Consider the following 19,247-nt stretch of genomic DNA (forward strand, 5'->3'; position numbering starts at 1 on the left):
TCCTGCGGGTGCTCGTCGATGAGCACCCGCAGGACGTCGCTCTTGCGCGCGGTCTCCTCGGGCGAGCCCCACTCGACGCGGGCGTCCTCGGCGAGTTCGATCGCGATCGCCTCGGGGTCGGTGGCGTCGATGAGGCGGATCCGGGAGAGGAGGGGGCCCGGTGCCCGTTCGACGATGTCCGCGGCGGCGGCGACGGCCCCGTTGCCCTCGACCTCCCCGGTCACGCGGACGAGCGGGTAGGCGTCGGGCGGACTCGGCGCGTCCTCGATGCGCACACCGTCGGCGTCGATCAGCCGGTAGTCCTCCCCCGCCCGGACGGCCAGCAGCGGTTGGCGTTCGACCACCTCGACCTCCAGGGTGGCGGGCCAGCCGCGGGTGACCGTGGCCGACTCCACCAGCGGCAGCGCCTCCGCGCGCTTTTCGCTCCGGTCCAGGTCGACCCTGACCAGGGGCGTCCCGGTGGGAACGCCCAGGGCCGCGACCACCTCCTCGGAGGGGGTCCGCTCCAGGCCGGTGACCGCGACGTCGCGCACCACGAGAAGGCGGGAACCGAGCAGCAGCCAGGCGACCACGCAGACCAGGGCGACCACCAGCAGCGCCACGAAGGCGAACTTCCAGGGGTCGGACCGCTTGCGCGGAACCGCGCGCCCAGTCACCTCCCCCTGCTCAGCGACCACCTGCGCCCCTTCCATGTGTCTGCGCGACCGCTTGCCCACCGCTGGCCGTTACGGCCTCAGCCCCCTGTGCCGTCGGCCCTCCGGGCGAGCGCCTCGACGATGCGCGGACCCAGCTCGGTTACGTCGCCCGCGCCCATGGTGAGCACGATGTCACCGGGACCGGCCAGCTCGGCCACCCGGAGCACGGCGTCGTCGCGGCCGGGCACGTACCACACGCGGTCGTGCGCGACACGGGAGGTGATCAGCTCCGCGGTGACCCCGGGCTCGGGGTCCTCTCGGGCGGCGTAGACCTCGGTGACCACGACCTCGTCGGCCAGGCCCAGCGCGGCGGCGAACTCCTCGGCGAAGATGCGGGTGCGGCTGTACAGGTGCGGCTGGAACAAGGCGAGGACCCTGCCCCCGGCGTGCTCCCGGCCGTCCTCGCGCGCCTCCTCGGCCAGGGACTCCAGGGCCGCACGGGTCGCGCGCAGGTCGGCCTCGATCTCGGTGGGGTGGTGGGCGTAGCTGTCGTAGACGGCCACTCCCCCGGCCTCGCCCTTGGGCTCGAAGCGGCGCGCGGCCCCGGCGAAGTCGGCGATGCCCTCGACCGCCACCTCAAGGTCGTGGCCCAGCTCGTCGGCGACCGCGACGGCCGCGGCCGCGTTGAGCACGTTGTGGCGGCCCGGCACGGCGAGCTGGCCGTCCACGGGATCACCGTCCGCGGTGCGGATGGTGAACTCGGTGGTGAAGCCGCGGGCGCGCACCCGGGTGACGCGGTAGTCGGCGTCCCCGGCCTCGCCGTAGGTGATCACCCGCTTGCCGCGTTCGCGGGCCAGCTCGGCCACCCGGCGGGCGCCGGGGTCGTCCACGCCCACGACGAGCGTGCGCTCGACCCGGTCGACGAACGAGGCGAAGTTGGCGTGGATCTCCTCGATGCCGCTGTAGTTGTCCAGGTGGTCGGCCTCGACGTTGGTGACCACGGCGATCTTGGGTGAGAGCATGAGGAAGGAGCCGTCGCTCTCGTCGGCCTCCACCGCGATGACCCCGCCGATGCCGGCGTCGGCGCCCAGCCCGGTGGTGACCAGCTTGCCGCCGATGACGTAGCCGGGGTCGGCGCCCACGTGCTGGAGCACCACCGCGACCATGGACGTGGTGGTGGTCTTTCCGTGGGTGCCCGAGACGGCGACGCCCTCGCGGCCCAGCAGCAGTGCGCCCAGGGCCGCGGCCCGGGGCAGCACCCGCAGGCCGCGGCGGCGGGCCTCGACCAGTTCGGGGTTGTCCTCGCGGATGGCGGAGGAGACCACCAGGGTCTCCGCCGTGCCGAGGTTGTCGGCCTCGTGCCCCACGTGGACGTCGGCGCCCATCTGCTCCAGTTCGCGCAGGGCGTCGCTGTCGCGGGCGTCGCTGCCCGAGACCTCGACCCCCGACTGGAGCAGCACGCGGGCGATGCCGGACATACCCGCTCCGCCGAGGCCGATGAAGTGGGTACGGCCCAGCTTGTCCACGGGCACCGGCTCGGTCGGCCGCACCAGGCTCATCGGGTGTCCTTCCCGTCGTCGTAGAAGGCCTCGTCGCCGTCGTCCTCGGACACCGGCATGTCGGGCGTGGGTCTGTCGCCGCGGGCGATGGCCGTGACCTCGCGGGCCAGCTCCATGTCGGCGTCGCGGCGGCCCATCCGGGCGGCGGCCTCGGACATGGCCACGACCCGGTCGGTGTCGGTGAGCAGAGGGATGAGCTGCCGGGTGATCCACTCGACGGAGACGTCGGCGTTCTTGACCATCATCCCGCCGCCCGCCTGGACGATGGGCTCGGCGTTGAGGGCCTGCTCGCCGTTGCCGATGGCCAGCGGCACGAACGCGCCGGGCAGGCCGACGGCGGTCAGCTCGGCGCAGGTCATCGCCCCGGAGCGGCACATGGCCACGTCGGCCGCGGCGTAGGCCATGTCCATGCGGTCCACGTAGGGGACGGCGACGTAGGGGATGCCCATCTGGGTGAGGTCCTGGGGCTCGTCGGCGTTCTTGGGGCCGACCACGTGCAGCACCTGGACGCCGCTGTCGCGGAAGGCGTCGCGGGCGGCGTAGGCGGTCTCGTTGATGCGCTGGGCGCCCTGGGAGCCGCCGAAGATCAGCAGGGTGGGCAGGTCGTGGCGCAGGCCGAAGTAGGTGCGGGCCTTGTCGCCCATGGCCAGCCGGTCGAGCGAGGTGATCTGCTCGCGCAGCGGGATGCCCACGAAGCGGCCGTTGCGGATCTGGGTGTGGGGGTGGCCGGTGAACACGTGCGGGGTCAGGCGCGCGCCCAGCCGGTTGGCCAGCCCCGGCAGGGGGTTGGCCTCGTGGACGACGATGGGGATGCGCCTGCGGCGGGCGGCCAGGTAGCCGGGCGTGGCCACGTAGCCGCCGAAGCCGACGAGGACGTCGGCCTGGAGCCGGTCAAGCTGCTCGCCGGCCGCGCTGAGGGCGCCAGCGAGCTTGCCGGGCACGCTGAGCAGTTGCGGGGTGAGCCTGCGCGGCAGGGGTACGGCCGGGATGATGCCCAGCTCGTAGCCGCGCATGGGCACCAGGCGGGTCTCCAGACCCCGCTCGGTGCCCAGGCAGAGGATCTCCGTGCCGGGGTCCATACGCCGCAGCGCGTCCGCAAGGGAGAGTGCGGGCTCGATATGCCCGGCCGTGCCGCCTCCGGCTAGGGCTACCCTCATCGTCGCCGATTCCTCCTTGGCCGGTCACCCGCCGGGACCGGTCCGCTCCTGTGCTTGGCCGTTGTCCTGCCACCGCGGGCGCCCGCCGTGCGCGGGCCGCGTGCCGTGGTGGTTCGCCCGGACGCCGCCGCGCCTCCGAGGTTGTTCACCGAGGCGGCGATGTTGTCCAGGCCCAGCCAGCTTAGAGCCCTTTGCACCCGGCTGGGACCCCGGGCCTCCAGCACCTTGCGCGCCTCCGGCTCGGTCTTGGCCAGTGCCAGGAGCACGCCCAGGGCCGCCATCGTGGTGACCAGAGACGAGCCCCCGTAGGAGACCAGGGGCAGCGGGACGCCGGTGACGGGCAGCAGCCCGATGACGGCGCCCATGTTGATCATGGCCTGGCCCATGATCCAGGCGACGATGGCGAAGGAGGCCAGGCGCGGGAAGGGCTCCTTGACGCGGTAGGCCACGCGCATCCCGGCGTAGCCGAGCATGCCGAAGAGGACGAGCATGAGCAGGGTGCCGATGAGGCCGAACTCCTCGCCGATGATGGCGAAGACGAAGTCGGACTCGGCGAAGGGCAGGAAGCCCCACTTCTCGCGGCTCTCGCCGATGCCGACGCCGAGGATCCCGCCGGTGCCCAGGGCGTAGAGGCTGTGCAGCGACTGCATGCCGGAGCCCATCGGGTCGGCCTCGGGGTCCAGGAAGGAGGTGACGCGCGCCATGCGGTAGGGCTCGACGGCGATGGCGATGGCGGCCAGTCCCAGGACCAGGCCGAACATGGCCCCGAACAGCCTGCCGGGCGCGCCGACCACCCACAGCAGCCCCAGGAAGGTGACCAGGAACACCAGGCCCGTGGACAGGTTGGAGCCCATCAGGACCAGCAGGACCAGCAGGCCGCATCCGGGCAGCAGCGGGATGAGCAGGTGCCGCCACTCGGTGAGCTCGCGCAGCTCCTCCTTGCGGGCCAGGATGTTGGCGCCCCACAGGGCGAAGGCGAGCTTGGCCGGTTCGGAGGGCTGGATGATCAGCCCGCCCAGGTCCAGCCAGCGGGTGGCGCCGTTGACCTCCACCCCCTGGAAGACGGTGAGCAGCAGCAGCGCCGCCGAGACGATCATCGCCGGGTAGCCGATCAGGCGGAAGATCCGCTGGGGCAGATGGGAGGCCAGGAACATCAGCGGCAGGCCCAGGGCGGCCGAGACCATCTGCCGCTGGAACATGGAGAAGGCCGAGCCGGTCTCGTCGATGGAGTTGACCATCGTGGAGGACAGCACCATCATCAGGCCCAGCGCGATGAGCAGGACCGAGGTGCTCAGGATCAGGTAGTACGAGGTGAGCGGCCGGTCCAGCAGGCGGACCCACTCACGCCACAGTGCGCGTTCACGTCCGCCCGCCGCCGCACGCGCCTTGGACCGGGTCGCCCCGGGAACCGCCGTCGTCGCCGCCATCCACACCCTCCGCACCAAATTCGCGCCTCAATACTGGCGTACCGGCGGGTGCGGGGCCGTGGACATTTCGCGCGTGTTGGCCATCTTTGGCGGCCCGGGGCGTGGCGGAGGGCACAGTGGGCGCCGCCCGCGCGCTTTCTGTCACGCACGGGCGGCGGAGCGCCACTCAGGGCAAGCGGAGTACGGCCTCGGCGAAGAGGCGGCCCCGTTCGTAGTAGTCGGTGAACATGTCCATGGAGGCCGCTGCGGGCGCCAGCAGGACGGTGTCGCCCTCCCGCGCCAGGGAGGCGGCGGCCTCGACGACCGCGTCCATGACGGTGCCGCCCCCCTCGGCGGCGCCCTCGACCTCCACCACCGGCACACCGGGGGCGTGCTCGGCCAGGGCCTCGCGCAGCCGGGCCCGGTCGGCTCCGATGAGCACGGCCGCGCGCAGCCGGTCGGCGGCCATCGCGGCCAGGTCGTCGACCTCGGCGCCCTTGAGCAGGCCGCCCGCGATCCAGACCACGGACGGGTAGGAGCCCAGGGACGCGGCGGCGGCGTGCGGGTTGGTGGCCTTGGAGTCGTCCACGTAGTCCACACCCCCCGCGGCGGCCACGAAGGCGATGCGGTGCGGCTCGGGTTCGAAGGCGGCCAGTCCCGCCCGGACCGAACCGGGGTACACGCCCACCGAACGGGCCAGGGCGGCGGCGGCCAGGGCGTTGGCGACGTTGTGCGGTGCGGCCGGGCGCACGTCGGAGAGCGTGGCCAACTCCTCGGCGCTGCTGTGCGGATCCTCGACGAAGGCCCGGTCCACGAGCAGGTCCTCGACCACGCCGACCTCGCCCGCGCGGGGCGTGTCCAGGCGGAAGCCGACCAGCGGCGTGTGCGGATCGCCGTCCTCCTCGGCCAGGCGCGCCGACCAGGCGTCGGCGGTGTTGACCACGCGCAGGGTGCCCCGCGCGTAGATCCGGCCCTTGGCCCGGGCGTAGGGGTCCAGGCCGCCGTGCCAGTCCAGGTGGTCGGGGGCGACGTTGAGGACGGTCGCTGCGTGCGGGCGCAGGCTGGAGGACCAGTGGAGCTGGAAGCTGGACAGCTCCACCGCCAGGACCTCGCGGAAGCGGCCCTCGGCGTCGGGCTGGACCGCCTCCACGACCGGGGTGCCGACGTTGCCGACGGCGAGCGCGTCGCGCCCGTCCGCGCGCAGCATCGCCTCCAGCATGCGCACGGTGGTGGTCTTGCCGTTGGTGCCGGTGACGGCCAGCCACACCTGGTCGGCGGGCTTGAGCCGCCAGGCGAGTTCGACGTCACCGATGACCTCGATGCCGGCCTCGGCGGCCCGGACCAGCAGCGGGGAGTCGGGGCGCCAGCCGGGCGAGGTGACGACCAGGTCGCAGTCCGCGGGCAGCGGTGTGTCGCCGAGGACGACCTCGGCGCCCTCGGCCCGGAGCCGGTCGGCCACCGGGCGGACGGTGTCGTCGTCGCGGCCGTCGACGACGGTCACGCGGGCCCCGCGGGCCAGGAGCACCCTGGCCACGGGGGGCCCGGACACGCCCAGGCCCGCGACGCAGACCCGGCGTCCCCTGAGGTGCGCGCCCTCCGGCGCGCTGCCGGACGGTGTTCGGGAAGCGTGGTGCGCCATGCCTACCTCGGCATCCATTCCAGGTAGAAGAGCCCGATGGCGGTCGCCACGAACAGGCCCTGGATGATCCAGAAGCGGATCACGATGGTGGGTTCGGCCCAGCCCTTGAGTTCGAAGTGGTGCTGGAGGGGCGCCATGCGCAGCACGCGTTTGCCGGTGAGGCGGAACGAGGTGATCTGGACCATCACCGACAGGGTGATGATGACGAACAGGCCGCCGATGAGCAGCAGCAGGAGCTGCGTGCGGGTGGTGATGGCCAGGCCCACGATCAGACCGCCCAGGGCCAGGGAGCCGGTGTCGCCCATGAAGATCTTGGCGGGCGGGGCGTTGAACCACAGGAAGGCGATGCAGGAGCCGAGCACGGAGGCGGCCACCACGGCCAGGTCCAGGGGGTCGCGGACCGTGTAGCAGCTGTCCGAGAGGTAGGACACGCAGGACTGGCGAAGCTGCCAGTTGCCGATGATGACGTAGGCGACCAGGGACAGGATCGTCGCGCCGGTGGCCAGGCCGTCGAGGCCGTCGGTCAGGTTCACCGCGTTGGAGAAGCCGACGATGAGGAAGAGGGCCCACAGGACGAACAGGCCGATCATCAGCGGGGGGCCGAAGTCGCGGAGGAAGGAGATGCTGGGGGCGGCGGGGGTGTAGCCGTAGCCGTTGGGGAAGAGGGTGACGCCGTAGGCGAAGCCCACGCCGACGATGGCCTGGCCGACCATCTTCGCGCCGCTGCGCAGACCCAGGCTGCGGCGCTTGTAGATCTTGATGAAGTCGTCGAGGAAGCCGACGCAGCCCATCCCCACGAAGAGGAACATAACCAGCAGGCCCGACGCGGTGGGCCCGCTGGCACTGGGCTGGACTATCAGGAGCACCACATGGGAGCCGAAGTAGCCCACGACGGCGCCGAGGATGATGACGACGCCACCCATGGTGGGCGTGCCCTGTTTGGTCTTGTGGCCCTCGGGGCCGTCGTCGCGGACCTCCTGGCCGAACTTGAACCGGTACAGGAGCTTGATCAGCGGGGGCATGAGCCCCATGGAGACGACGAGCGCCAGGGCCGCCGCCAGAGTGATGCCGATCACCGGGCGTCACCCTCCGTGATGAGGTCGATAACCCTTTCGAGCCCTGCCACGCGTGATCCCTTCACAATGACGACGTCTCCTGTGCGCATCCGCGCGCGCACGGCCGCGGCGGCCTCGCCAACGTCCGCCACGCGGACGCACTCGCCCTGCCACAGTCCCTGCCTCGCGGCGCCCTCTGCGCCGACGGCGATGCCCTCGGCCGCCCCACCGACCACGACCAGGTGGGTCACCCCCGTGCGGGCGGCGAGCTCACCGATCCTCTCGTGCTCGACCCCGCCGTCCCCGCCGAGCTCGGCCATGTGGGCCAGGACGGCGATGGAGCGGCGGTCCCGGGCGAGGGCGCCCAGGGTGGTCAGCGCCGCCCGCATGGACTCGGGGTTGGCGTTGTAGGCGTCGTTGACGAGGGTGGCGCCGGCGTGCTCGGTGACCTCCATGCGCCACCGGCTGACCGGTGTCGCGGCGCCGAGCGCCTCGGCGATCTCGTCCGCGCCCATGCCCAGTTCGTCGGCGACCGCGGCGGCGGCCAGCGCGTTGTGGACCTGGTGGGCGCCGACGAGGGCCAGTTCCACCCGGGCGGTGCGCCCGGCCAGGTGGAGGGTGAAGGAGGGGGCGCCCGTCTCGCGCAGGACCACGTCCGTGGCGCGCACGGTGGCGTCCTCCCCCAGTCCGTAGGTGACCACGCGCGCACGGGTGCGCGCGGCCATGGCGTTCACGCGCGGGTCGTCGGCGTTGAGGACGGCGACCCCTCCCGCGCCCCTGGCCCCGGCTCCCGGCGGGAGCGCCTCGACCAGCTCGCCCTTGGCCTTGGCGATGGCGTCGCGGTCGCCGAACTCCCCCATGTGGGCGCTGCCGACGTTGAGGACCACGCCGATCCGGGGAGGAGCCACACCGCACAGGTGGGCGATGTGCCCGATACCGCGGGCGGCGGCCTCCAGGACCAGGTAGCGGGTGCCGGTGTCGGCGCGCAGCACGGTGAGGGGGTGGCCGATCTCGTTGTTGAACGAGCCCGCCGGGGCGACGGTCGGGCCCATGCGGGCCACGACCTGCGCGATGAGGTCCTTGGTCGTGGTCTTGCCGGAGGATCCGGTGACCGCGACGACCTCGGCGCGCTCCGCTCCGCGGCGGGGATCGCTGAGTTCTCGCGCCACGTGCCGGGCCAGCCGCGTCAGGGCGGCGACGACTCCCTCGTCGCCGCCCCGCGCCAGCAGGTGGGGGGCGGCGACGGGCCGGGAGACCAGGGCCGCCGCCGCTCCCTCCGCGACCGCGGAGGCGGCGAAGTCGTGTCCGTCCACGCGTTCGCCGCCCAAGGCGACGAAGAGCGCGCCGGGCACTGCCTGCCGCGAATCGATGACGACGGGGCCGTCGACGACGGCTTCGGGGCGCGCTGATCCGCCGATGGCGGTTTGGGTGATCTCAGCGATCCGATCGAGCGTGAGCGCGATCAAATCCACTCCTCATGTCAGGCCCGGTCCACGACGCCACAGGGGCGGCTGGCCACCCGGCCGGAGTCTCAGGTCAGGGGATGGCACCGCGGATGCCGCGCGTTGCCGCGCCGGGCCTCACCACGGTGTCGGCATGGGCCGCGTCGTGGTCGCCGCCGGGGGCGTCACGTGTCGGGCTGCGATTGCCGGACCTACCTTAGAACATCTTCGGGCGTCCGGAATCCCGCCGGGCCCCCACTAGTGGCAATATGCGCCACTTCGTGACCGTCGGCCCGCACCTGCCCGGAAGCGCTCGCGGGCCCTCCGGCGCGGACGCGCGGGGGGCGCGGGCCGTGCCCGCGCCCCCTCGTCCGGAGGTTTCGCAGTCCGGGAGTGTCGGGGTGTCAGCCCTGGTCAGGAACCCGGTGAATGTCCTGGAGGGCGACGCCCAGCCGCTCTCGGGCGCTCATGCCGAGGTGGTCCTCGATAGCCGCGCGCAGCACCTCGCGGTCGTCGAAGGGCAGCACCTCGCCCTTGACGTACTGGCCGGTCTCGTGCCCCTTCCCGGCGACAACCACCACATCGCCCGGGCGGGCGCGCTCGACGGCCAGACGGATGGCCTCGGCCCGGTCGAACTCCACCGTGACCCGGGCGCGGTGATCCTCGGGGACCTTGGCGACCCCTTCGAGCATCGACGCGGCGATGCTCACGGGGTCCTCGGTGCGCGGGTTGTCGTTGGTGATGACCAACTGGTCGGCCAGGCGCGCGGCGGCCTCGCCCATGAGCGGGCGTTTGGCGCGGTCGCGGTCGCCCCCGCAGCCGACCACCATGGTCAGCCCGCCCTCGGTGGTGGCGCGCAGGGAGGTCAGGACCGCCTCGATGGCGCCGGGCTTGTGCGAGTAGTCCACGAGCGCGGTGAAGTCCTGGAAGGCGTGGGGCACGGCGTTGGCCACGACCGGCTCCATGCGGCCGGGCACGCCCGGGGCGGCGGCCACACCGGCGATCGCGGTCTCCAGCGGCAGCCCGGCCTCGACCAGTCCGACGATGGCTGCCATCGCGTTGGAGACGTTGAAGGGGCCGGGCAGGGCGACGGAGGCGTTGGCCTCCATGCCGCCGGGGCCCACGATGCGAAAGGCGCTCCCCATGGCGCCCAGACGCACGTCCACGGCCCGCCAGTCGGCCTCCATGGCGGTGGCGGGGTCGGCGTCGCTGTAGCCGTCCACGGCGAAGGTGGTGACGGGGACGCGGCCGTCGGCCTCCACCATGTCCACGAGCGCGCGGCCGAAGCGGTCGTCGGCGTTGACCACCGCGATGTCGCAGTACTCGGGGGTGAACAGGCGGGCCTTGGCGTCGAAGTAGTCGCGCAGGTCGGAGTGGAAGTCCAGGTGGTCCTGGGACAGGTTGGTGAAGACCGCGACGTCGTAGCGGGTGCCGCCGACCCGGCTCAGGGCCAGGGCGTGGCTGGAGACCTCCATGGCGGCGGCGGAGACGCCGCGTTCGCGCATGAGGGCGAACAGGCCGTGCAGGTCGGTGGCCTCGGGTGTGGTGAGCGAGGAGACGACGCGCTCGTCGCCCACACGCATCTCCACGGTGCCGACGAGGCCGGTGCGCATTCCGGCGTGGCGAAGGCCCGACTCGACCAGGTACGTGACGGTGGTCTTGCCGCTGGTGCCCGTGGTGCCGATCAGCAGCAGGTCCTGCGCCGGGTCCTTGAAGACCCACGAGGCCGCCCTGCCCAGCGCGGCGCGCACGTCGGGGACCACGATGACGGGCAGCCCGGTGGCGGCGGCCCGCTCGGCCCCGTCCCCGTCGGTGAGGACGGCGGCGGCGCCAGCCTCGGCCGCCTGCCCGGCGAAGTCGGCGCCGTGCGCGCGGGTCCCGGGCAGGGCGGCGTACAGGTCTCCGGGCCCCACCTTGCGGGAGTCGTGGGTGATGCCGCGGACGTGCACCTCCCTGCCGGGCACCTCGGGGGGTCGGTCCGAGCCCAGGTCCGGGCGCAGGAGGGAGGCGTCCGGCCCGAGCAGCGCTGCGAGGGCGGACAGTGGACGAAGTGGCGTGTGTTCAGGTCGCATTACCGGTGGCACGTGTGGAGGTTAACCGCTGTCGACGACCGGCCGGTAATTTCCACGCTGCGTTCGCCGAGGTTTCCCGAACCGGGCGTTTCGCCCAGGTTACGCAGGTTCGCCGTACGCGTCGATGACCGTGCGGTGTCCCTCCCGGGCGGGGGCCAGCCCTCCTCCGGCGGGCCCGCGAATCCGCGGCCGGGGGCGGGAGCGGCCGCGCCCCCGACGGGTCGGCCGGACGAGGCGGCGGGCCGGGCGGCCCGTCCGGGTCTAGGCTGGAGGCGTCCTCGAATCCGCCCGAACGCGGAGGTGGCGCATGACCGGAACCCTCCCCTCGCGGCGCCCGCTAATCCTCGACGGCGGGCTGGCGACACGCCTGGAGGCCTACGGACGCGACCTGGGCGGCGGGCTCTGGTCGGCGCGGCTGCTGGCCGAGGAGCCCGACCTCGTCCGCCGGGTGCACCGGGACTACTTCGAGGCGGGCGCGGACGTGGCCGTCGCCGCCGGGTACCAGGCGAGCGTTCCGGCGCTGACCGCACGGGGCGCCACCGAGTCCGAGGCCCTGGCCCTGATCGCCCGTTCGGTGGAGCTGGCGCTGGCCGAGCGCGACGCGTTCGGCTCCGGCCTGGTGGCCGCAGGAGTGGGCCCCTACGGTGCGGCCCGGGCGGACGGCTCGGAGTACACCGGCGACTACGACCTGGACGAGGAGGGCCTGTACGCCTGGCACCGGGAGCGCTGGCGGGTGCTCGCCGACGCCGGGGCGGACCTGCTCGCCTGCGAGACGGTGCCCTCGGCGGCCGAGGCCCGGGCGCTGGCCCGGCTGCTCGCCCAGACCCCCGGCGCCCGCGCGTGGATCAGCTTCTCCTGCCGCGACGGCGAACGCATCTGCGACGGCACGCCCCTGCGCGAGGCGGCCGCCGGACTCGCCCCGCTGCACGCCGAAGGGCGGCTGGTGGCGGTGGGCGCCAACTGCACCGCGCCCCGGCACGTCCCCGCGCTGGTGCGCGCGGTCGCCTCGTGCGGTCTGCCGGCGGTGGCCTACCCCAACTCGGGGGAGGATTGGGACGCGGCCCGGGGGCGGTGGACCGGCACGGCCGACCCCGAGGAGTTCGGCCGCGCCGCCGTGGGCTGGTACGAGGCCGGAGCGGTGCTCGTGGGCGGGTGCTGCCGCACCGGCCCCGAGCACGTGCGCTCCGTGCGCGCCCACCTGGACCGCGCCGCGGTCTGACGCCGGCGCCCCGGCGTACCCGCCTAGCCGGCGCCCTGGTCCTCCGACAGCCGGATGGCGGGCGGCTCGGTCCCCGACGGCGGGACCTTCAGCGTCTTGAGCGCGAAGGTCATGACGTCGTTGAACACCGGGCCCGCGGCCTCGCCGCCGTAGTAGTCCTGCTGCGGGTCGTGCAGCACCACCTGGACCACGACCTCGGGGTCGTCGGCGGGCGCGAACCCGGAGAAGGTGGACGTGTACCCGCCGCCGTCGTACTCCCCCGTCTCGGGATCGATCCGGTTGGCGGTACCGGTCTTGCCCGCGACCCGGTACCCGTCGATGCGTGCCTGGGGCGCGGTGCCCTCGTCGCTGGTGACCGCCTCCAGCATCAGCGCGAGCTGGTCGGCGGTCTCCTCGCTGAACACGCGCCGCTGGTCGGGCTCCTCGGACGGGGTGAACTCCCCCTGGGCGTTCACCGTCCCGGCGACCACCCGGGGCTCCACCCTCACCCCGCCGTTGGCGACGGTGGCGTACACCGACGCCATCTGCGCGGCGGTCACGGACAGGCCGTGGCCGATGGAGACCGACGGCAGCTGGGTGCCCCACCAGTCCTCGGGGTCCTTGAGGACGCCCGCCTGCTCACCGGGCAGTTGGAGACCGGTCGGCTGGCCGAGCCCGAAGTCCTCCAGGTAGGAGTGCAGAACGCCCCGCCCCACCTGGTCGGCGATCTTGATGGTGCCCACGTTGCTGGACTGGGCCATGATGCCGTTGGCGGTCAGGCGCAGGGTCTCGTGGGGGCTGGAGTCCTTGAACGTCACGTCCAGGTACCGCATGCTGTCGGGCACGGTGTAGACCGTCTCCGGGGTGGTGACGCCCTCCTCCAGCGCGGCGCCGATGGTGACGACCTTGTTGGTGCTGCCCGGCTCGAAGATCGCGGCCACCGCGCCGTTGGACCACTGTTCGGGGGAACTGGAGGAGATGTCGCTCTGGGAGTAGGTCGGGTAGTCGGCCATGGCGAGGATCTCACCGGTGCCGACCCGCTCCACGATGACGCTGCCGCCCTGGGCGTCCAGCTCCTCCACGCGCTCGGCGAGGGTCTGGGCGGCGTACCACTGGATGTCCTGGTTCAGGGTCAGGCGAACGTCCTGGCCCGGCTCGGGTTCGCTGACCAGTCCGCCCGCCATGGGGATCTGGGTGCCGTCGGCGCCCACCTCGACACGGCGCTTGCCCGCCTCGCCGGCCAGGGTGTCGTTGAGGTAGCCCTCCAGCCCCTCCAGGCCGTGGCCCTCGGCCCCGACGAAGCCGACGAGGTCGGCGGCGCCGGTCTCCTCGGGGTAGACGCGCTCGTATGAGACCTGCGAGCCCAGACCGGACAGGTTGAGGTCGGCCAGCTCCTCCCACTCCTCCGGCAGGACCCCGCGGGCGACCACCTCGTAGCGGCTGGGCGCGGCGTCCACCTTCTGGGCGACCTCTTCCTCCTTAAGGCCGAAGCGGGTGACGAGCTCCTCGACGAGCTGGTCGCGATCCTCCTCGGTGACCGTCTCGGGGTCGACGAAGACGGTGCGCACCTCCAGCGACAGTGCGAAGGGGTTGCCGTCGGCGTCGGTGATCTGGCCGCGCAGGGTGGGGATGTCGATGGTCTGGAGGCGCGTGTTGGAGGCCGCCTCGGCGTAGTGCTCGGCCTCCACGACCTGGATCTGCACCAGGCGTCCGGCGAAGAGCAGCAGGACGGCCATGATCAGGGCGCCGCCGATCTTGATACGGCCCGGCGGCTCGCCCCTGCGGAAGGTGCGGCGCAGCAGGGGCGGGAGCGGGGGCGGGGAGCCGCCGCGGCGGGTTCGCTCGCCGCCGCGCGCCTCCCGGGCCGGACGCCCCGAGGTGCGCGCCGGGGGTCGGGCGCCGCCGTCGGGGCGGCGCGGCTCGCGCTGGGGCCTCCTGTTGGGCCGGGACCCCGAGCGGTTGGCCGCTCCGGGCCTGCGGGGGTCCCGGGGCCGCCGGTCTCTGGGAGTGCTCACTCACCGCTCCCGGTGGCACCGCTGATCTCACCGGTCTCGGGGTCGAGGAAGAGCGGGGGCTCCCCGCCCTGCTCCATGCCCATGGCCTCGGCCTCGTCGGAGATGCGCTCGGAGCTCTCCAGCTCGGCGACCGTGCTGCGCCGCTGCTGCTCCTCGTAGGACAGCTCCCGGTTCTCCTCCTTGAGGTTGGCGATCGCGAACGCCTCCTCGGCCACGACGCTGCGCAGGACGAGCAGGCCGACGAGCGTGGCCCCCAGCAGGAACAGGACGAGCAGTACGAAGGGGATGCGCGGCGCCCGGCTCTGCGCACCGCCCCCGGACCGGGCGCGCTTGGCCGGTGCGGGCGCGGGCTTGGGCCGCGCGGGAGCGCCCTTTCCTGCGGGGACCTTCCCGGCGGGGGCCTTGCCACCGCGTACGGGCGTGCGGCGCGTGTCCGTCCTCGTGCTCATCTGGGTCTCCCTACTGCCGCGGCGGTCGCACGCGTTCGGCCGCCCGGAGGCGGGCCGACTGCGCGCGTGGGTTGCGTTCGTTCTCTTCGTCCGTGGGGAGTTCGGCCCCCCGGGTGAGCAGCCGGAGTTCGGGCTGCCGTTCGGGAAGGGGGACCGGCAGGTCGGCGGGCGTGGTGTCGGTGGCCAGCGCGGCCAGGGCCCTCTTGGTCATCCGGTCCTCCAGTGAGTGGTAGGACAGCACGGCCACGCGGCCGCCGACCGCCAGGCGCTCGATCGCGGCGGGCAGGGCGCGTTCGAGGATGGACAGCTCGGCGTTGACCTCGATACGCAGGCCCTGGAAGGCGCGCTTGGCGGGGTGGCCGCCGGTGCGGCGGGTGGCCGCCGGGATCGCCTCGCGCACCAGTTCGGCCAGCGCGCGGGTGGACTCGATGGGCGCCTGGGCGCGCTGCCGCTCGATGGCCCTGGCCACACGGGAGGCGAAGCGCTCCTCGCCGTAGGTGCGCAGCACGCGGGTGAGCTCGGCGACCGGGTAGGTGTTGACGACCTCGGCGGCGGTCAGCGACTGGTCGCGGTCCATGCGCATGTCCAGCGGCGCGTCGTGGGCGTAGGCGAAACCGCGGTCGGTCTCGTCCAGTTGCGGCGAGGAGACGCCGAGGTCGAGCAGGACTGCGTCGGCCTCGGCGGCCCCCGCCTCGTCCAGAGCGCGCGGGATGTCGGAGTAGACCGCGTGCACGAATCGGGTGCGGTCGGCGTAGGGCGCCAGGCGTGCGGCGCTGCGCTCCAGGGCGGTGGTGTCGCGGTCCACGCCGACCAGGCGCATGCCGGGGCAGGCGCGCAGGAGTGCCTCGGAGTGGCCGCCAAGGCCCAGGGTTCCGTCGACCAGGACGGCGCCGGGCCGCTCCAGGGCCGGAGCGAGCAGTTCCACGATCCGGTCGAGCATGACGGGCACGTGCAGGGGTTCGGCTCCGGAGCGGGCCGCGTCGAATCGCGCCCGCTCCCCGGCCGCGTGCTCCCCTTCGGCGGGCGCACCTCCCGCGCCCGGGCGGGCGCCCCCGCTCCCGCCGTCCTGCCCGATGTCCCCCATGTGCTGCTGTTCCTCCACGCTGTCGCCGTCTCCCCCCGAGTCTCCGTGGTAGCGCCGCGGTCGGTGCGCTCCACGGTGTCCTTGACACGGCCCGGCGGGTTCCGGCGGGCCTCCGGACACGGGCGCTATTGTCCACCTTCCGGTGGCTTCGCGCTCACGACCTGGCACCGGGGAAGTCGCGCCAGCTCGTGGATACCGCGCCCGGAGGCCGTTGCCGGACTCCGGCTTGCGAGGGTGTGGACTGTGCGCTGGTCGGCCCGACGGTGTTTCGCCGGGGTCACAGCACCCCGGGCAGCACCTCCTCCGACAGTTGCGCGAATGCGGGTTCCTGTTCGGTCTCGTAGTCCGACCACGCTCGGGAGTCCCAGATCTCCAGGCGGGTGTTGGCGCCGATCACGACGCACTCCCGTTCCAGGCCCGCGTAGTCGCGGAGCTTGGCCGGGATGGTGACCCTGCCCTGTTTGTCGCAGTTCTCGTCCGAGGCGCTGGCGAAGAGGACCCGGCTGTAGTCGCGCACAGCCTTGGCGGTGACCGGGGTGGTGGCGAGCGCGTCGGTGATGCGCCGGAACTCCTCCGTCGGGAAGACGTAGAGGCAGCGTTCCTGGCCCTTGGTGATCACCAGACCCCCCGACAGCTCGTCGCGGTACTTCGCGGGGAGGAAGAGCCGCCCCTTCTGGTCGAGCCGGGGCGTGTGGGTGCCGAGGAACACACTTCCACCTCCCTCACCCTCGAAGTGGAGAATTCACCCTCTCCACGTTGCCCCACCTTACTCCACTCTTCCCCACCGTCAACAGATCTTTCCGGCTTTTGCGACCTCTGGAAGCCTCGAAAACGCAGTTCACAGCGTTGGTCATGCTGGTGGGGGAAGGTGGAGGGCGCGGGGTGTGTCGCGGGGGCGCCCCCTCTGGGCCGCGGCGACCTGAGGCGACGCCGGGCGTGCCCGCGCGCGTGCGCGGGGATTAGGGCGGGTGCGCGGCGGGGCGGCCCGGAGTGTCGGACCGGCGCAGCGGGCCCCGGGCCGGCCGGAGCCGGGCCCCACCCCCTCCGCGCCCTCCCTCGCCGCAGCGGTGCCACCGCCGAGGAAACAGGAGGACGATTGGAGCCCTTTGACCTCTTCGGCCATTCCTGGAACCGATCGGCCGCTGATTCCGGCACTTCGGTTTGCAATCGGTTCGAATGGGCTTAGCCTCAGTTCCGAACAGCGACGCGCGGAGCCACAGGGAGCGGGAGGGGTCTGGTGTCACTCGGTACACACCACGGCGGTCGCGGGGGCGACGTCCAGGGGGACGTCGGTGAGATCGTCGCCGTGGCCGACCGCGTCCGCACCGCGATCGAGACGGTCATAGAGGGCAAGCCGGAGGTGCTGCGCCTGGCGCTGACCGTCCTGCTCGCCGAGGGCCACCTGCTCATCGAGGACGTCCCCGGCGTCGGCAAGACCATGCTGGCCAAGGCCCTTGGCCGGGCCGTGGACTGCTCCGTGCAGCGCGTGCAGTTCACGCCGGACCTGCTGCCCAGCGACATCACCGGCGTCAGCGTGTACCACCAGGACCGGCGCGAGTTCGAGTTCAACCCCGGCCCGGTGTTCGCCAACATCGTGGTGGGCGACGAGATCAACCGCGCCTCGCCCAAGACCCAGGCCGCCCTCCTGGAGTGCATGGCGGAGCGCCAGGTGAGCGTGGACGGCCAGACCCGCGCCCTGGAGCGGCCGTTCATGGTCGTGGCCACCCAGAACCCGGGTGACATGGAGGGCACCTACGCCCTCCCCGAGGCCCAGCGCGACCGGTTCATGGCCCGTGTCTCGGTCGGCTACCCCGCTCCCCAGGCAGAACTCGACATGATCGACTCGCACAGCTCCAGCTCTCCGCTGGAGGACCTGGCCCCGGTCACCAGCGCCGCCCAGGTCCGCGACCTGGCCGACCGGGTGCGCACGGTGCACGTGGCCCCGGGCATGCGCCGCTACGTCGTGGACCTGGTCAACGCGACCCGCACCAGCCCCGAACTGCGCCTGGGCGCCTCACCGCGGGCCACCCTGCACCTGGTGCAGGCCGCCCGCGCCTACGCCGCCCTCGACGGACGCCACTACGTCGTTCCCGACGACGTGCAGGCCCTGGCCGTGCCGGTGCTCGCGCACCGGCTGCTGCCCGGCCCCGAGGCGCAGATGGAGCGCCTGACCCCCGAGCAGATCGTGGCCAAGCTGGTCGCGCGCCTGCCCGTGCCCGGACCGCAGTAGACCCGGCGCCCGAGGCCCTCCGCCCCGCCCCGTACGCACCCGCCCCGAGAGAGGGTCCATGCGCCCGCACCGAACCCTCACCGCACGAGGCGTCTGCCTGCTCATCCTCGGCCTGACCGCCCTGGTGGCCGGCCTGGTCGTGGGACAACGCGAGATCGTGGGCCTGGGCGTCCTGCTCACCGCGCTCCCGCCGCTGTCGGCGCTGACCGTCCTGGGAGCCGCCTCCCGGGTCGTGCACAGCCGCACCCTGTCCCCCGTGCGCATCCCGGCCGGACACAACGCCCGGGTGGAACTGCGGGTGGGCAACTCCTCGCGGACCTGGCCGGTGGCCGCGCTGTCGGTGCGGGACACGCTGCCCGTGCCGCTGGGCGGCGAACCCCGCTACACGGTGGGCTACCTGCGCCCGCGCGCCGTGCGCGACATCGCCTACCTGGTCCGCCCGGCCGTACGCGGGGACTACCCGGTGGGACCGCTGTGGGTCGGCGTGACCGACCCGCTCGGGTGCGTGCGGGTCAGCCGCGACGTGGGCGGCCCCTCGCGCCTGCTCGTTACCCCCGCGACCGTCCCGCTTACCCCGCTGGGCGCCGCGGACGGCTCCAAGGGCGAGGACTCGCCGCGGCGTTCGATGAGCGGCGCCGGGGAGCAGGACCCCGTCCCCCGGGAGTACCGGTACGGCGACGACCTGCGCAAGGTGCACTGGCGGTCCACCGCCAAGCACGGTGAGCTGATGGTGCGCCGGGACGAGCAGCACTCGCGGGAGAGCAGCGCGGTCCTGCTGGACACGCGGCGCGGGGCGCACGGGCACCCGGGTCCCGCGGGGTCCCTGGAGACCGCCGTGAGCGCCGCCGCCTCGGTGGCGGTGCACCTGATCGACGGCGGGCACGAACTGCGCCTGCACACCGAGCGGGGCCGGGTCGGGGCCACGAGCGCGTCGGGCGTGCTGGACGGCCTGGCCTCAGCCGAGCCCTCCGACGCCCCCGGGCTGCTCGGCGGGATCGGCGTGCTGGCCGAATCCCGCGGGACGACCGGCCTGGCCGTGGCGGTGCTGGGCGCGGTGGACCCCGAGGAGGCCGCCGCCCTGGCGCGCACGGGCGGCCGTGGCACGCGCGTCGCCGTGCTGTGCGCGCACGCCGCCTGGACCGGCCCCGACACCCTGCGCGGGGTCCACGACGTGCTGACCGGGGCCGGATGGCGCGTCCTCGTCCTGGGCTCCACCGCCGAACTGCCCGACCTGTGGCGCCGCGCCTGCGCGCCCGCTCCCGCCGCCGGGCCGCACACCCCCCGGAAGGTTGCGCGTTGAGAGCAC

The 19,247-nt window shown here is 73.4% G+C and carries 15 protein-coding genes; 3 read left to right on the forward strand and 12 right to left on the reverse strand.

Going from position 1 to position 19,247, the window contains the following annotated elements:
• The 8 genes from ABD54_RS07805 to ABD54_RS07840 form a co-directional block, all read right to left on the reverse strand.
• Nucleotides 1–677, reverse strand: a 677-nt coding sequence (locus ABD54_RS07805; RefSeq protein WP_047868753.1) for a cell division protein FtsQ/DivIB, incomplete at its 3' end; no start/stop codon positions are given.
• A 56-nt stretch (nucleotides 678–733) separates the two neighbouring features.
• Nucleotides 734–2,194 carry a UDP-N-acetylmuramate--L-alanine ligase gene (murC, locus tag ABD54_RS07810; RefSeq protein WP_047868754.1) on the reverse strand — a complete coding sequence of 487 codons (1,461 nt, stop codon included), beginning with the start codon at nucleotides 2,192–2,194 and terminating at the stop codon, nucleotides 734–736.
• A complete protein-coding gene (murG, locus tag ABD54_RS07815) occupies nucleotides 2,191–3,351 on the reverse strand; it encodes an undecaprenyldiphospho-muramoylpentapeptide beta-N-acetylglucosaminyltransferase (protein WP_047868755.1) in 1,161 nt (386 codons plus the stop codon). Before murG ends, murC begins: the two co-directional genes overlap by 4 nt.
• Nucleotides 3,348–4,778, reverse strand: coding sequence for a putative lipid II flippase FtsW (gene ftsW / locus ABD54_RS07820; protein WP_047868756.1), 1,431 nt, complete (start codon nucleotides 4,776–4,778; stop codon nucleotides 3,348–3,350). Before ftsW ends, murG begins: the two co-directional genes overlap by 4 nt.
• A 166-nt stretch (nucleotides 4,779–4,944) precedes the next feature.
• Nucleotides 4,945–6,396, reverse strand: coding sequence for a UDP-N-acetylmuramoyl-L-alanine--D-glutamate ligase (gene murD / locus ABD54_RS07825; protein ID WP_047868757.1), 1,452 nt, complete (start codon nucleotides 6,394–6,396; stop codon nucleotides 4,945–4,947).
• Between the two features lie 2 nt (nucleotides 6,397–6,398).
• Complete coding sequence (mraY, locus tag ABD54_RS07830) at nucleotides 6,399–7,472, reverse strand: phospho-N-acetylmuramoyl-pentapeptide-transferase (protein ID WP_047868758.1); 1,074 nt, start codon at nucleotides 7,470–7,472, stop codon at nucleotides 6,399–6,401.
• Nucleotides 7,469–8,917, reverse strand: a complete 1,449-nt coding sequence (gene murF / locus ABD54_RS07835; protein ID WP_047868759.1) for a UDP-N-acetylmuramoyl-tripeptide--D-alanyl-D-alanine ligase — start codon at nucleotides 8,915–8,917, stop codon at nucleotides 7,469–7,471. The genes mraY and murF overlap by 4 nt, the downstream gene beginning before the upstream one ends.
• A gap of 380 nt (nucleotides 8,918–9,297) precedes the next feature.
• The gene (locus ABD54_RS07840) at nucleotides 9,298–10,965 is read right to left on the reverse strand and encodes a UDP-N-acetylmuramoyl-L-alanyl-D-glutamate--2,6-diaminopimelate ligase (RefSeq protein ID WP_047868760.1); all 1,668 of its coding nucleotides are present in this window, start codon (nucleotides 10,963–10,965) and stop codon (nucleotides 9,298–9,300) included.
• Between the two features lie 307 nt (nucleotides 10,966–11,272).
• Between ABD54_RS07840 and mmuM the strand changes: the two genes are divergently transcribed.
• Complete coding sequence (gene mmuM, locus ABD54_RS07845) at nucleotides 11,273–12,184, forward strand: homocysteine S-methyltransferase (protein WP_047868761.1); 912 nt, start codon at nucleotides 11,273–11,275, stop codon at nucleotides 12,182–12,184.
• Nucleotides 12,185–12,207: 23 nt separating this feature from the next.
• On the opposite strand, the gene ABD54_RS07850 is transcribed toward mmuM, so the two are convergent.
• From ABD54_RS07850 to mraZ, 4 genes are all read right to left on the reverse strand, one after another.
• Nucleotides 12,208–14,178 carry a penicillin-binding protein 2 gene (locus ABD54_RS07850; RefSeq protein ID WP_047868762.1) on the reverse strand — a complete coding sequence of 657 codons (1,971 nt, stop codon included), beginning with the start codon at nucleotides 14,176–14,178 and terminating at the stop codon, nucleotides 12,208–12,210.
• Nucleotides 14,175–14,627, reverse strand: coding sequence for a hypothetical protein (locus ABD54_RS07855; protein ID WP_047868763.1), 453 nt, complete (start codon nucleotides 14,625–14,627; stop codon nucleotides 14,175–14,177). Before ABD54_RS07855 ends, ABD54_RS07850 begins: the two co-directional genes overlap by 4 nt.
• Nucleotides 14,628–14,637: 10 nt before the next feature.
• Entirely contained in the window at nucleotides 14,638–15,711 is a 1,074-nt protein-coding gene (gene rsmH / locus ABD54_RS07860) for a 16S rRNA (cytosine(1402)-N(4))-methyltransferase RsmH (RefSeq protein WP_047868789.1), read from the reverse strand.
• Between the two features lie 277 nt (nucleotides 15,712–15,988).
• The gene (gene mraZ, locus ABD54_RS07865) at nucleotides 15,989–16,420 is read right to left on the reverse strand and encodes a division/cell wall cluster transcriptional repressor MraZ (protein WP_047868764.1); all 432 of its coding nucleotides are present in this window, start codon (nucleotides 16,418–16,420) and stop codon (nucleotides 15,989–15,991) included.
• A gap of 528 nt (nucleotides 16,421–16,948) precedes the next feature.
• Here mraZ and ABD54_RS07870 point away from each other — a divergent pair.
• Together ABD54_RS07870 and ABD54_RS07875 are read left to right on the forward strand one after the other, a co-directional pair.
• The gene (locus tag ABD54_RS07870; RefSeq protein ID WP_047868765.1) at nucleotides 16,949–17,941 is read left to right on the forward strand and encodes a MoxR family ATPase; all 993 of its coding nucleotides are present in this window, start codon (nucleotides 16,949–16,951) and stop codon (nucleotides 17,939–17,941) included.
• A 58-nt stretch (nucleotides 17,942–17,999) separates the two neighbouring features.
• Nucleotides 18,000–19,241 (forward strand): DUF58 domain-containing protein, encoded by a 1,242-nt coding sequence (locus ABD54_RS07875; protein WP_047868766.1) that lies wholly within the window; start codon nucleotides 18,000–18,002, stop codon nucleotides 19,239–19,241.
• Nucleotides 19,242–19,247: the final 6 nt, after the last annotated feature.

It is taken from the genome of Nocardiopsis sp. RV163, from assembly GCF_001029525.1.
In the GTDB taxonomy this organism is placed as follows: domain Bacteria; phylum Actinomycetota; class Actinomycetes; order Streptosporangiales; family Streptosporangiaceae; genus Nocardiopsis; species Nocardiopsis dassonvillei.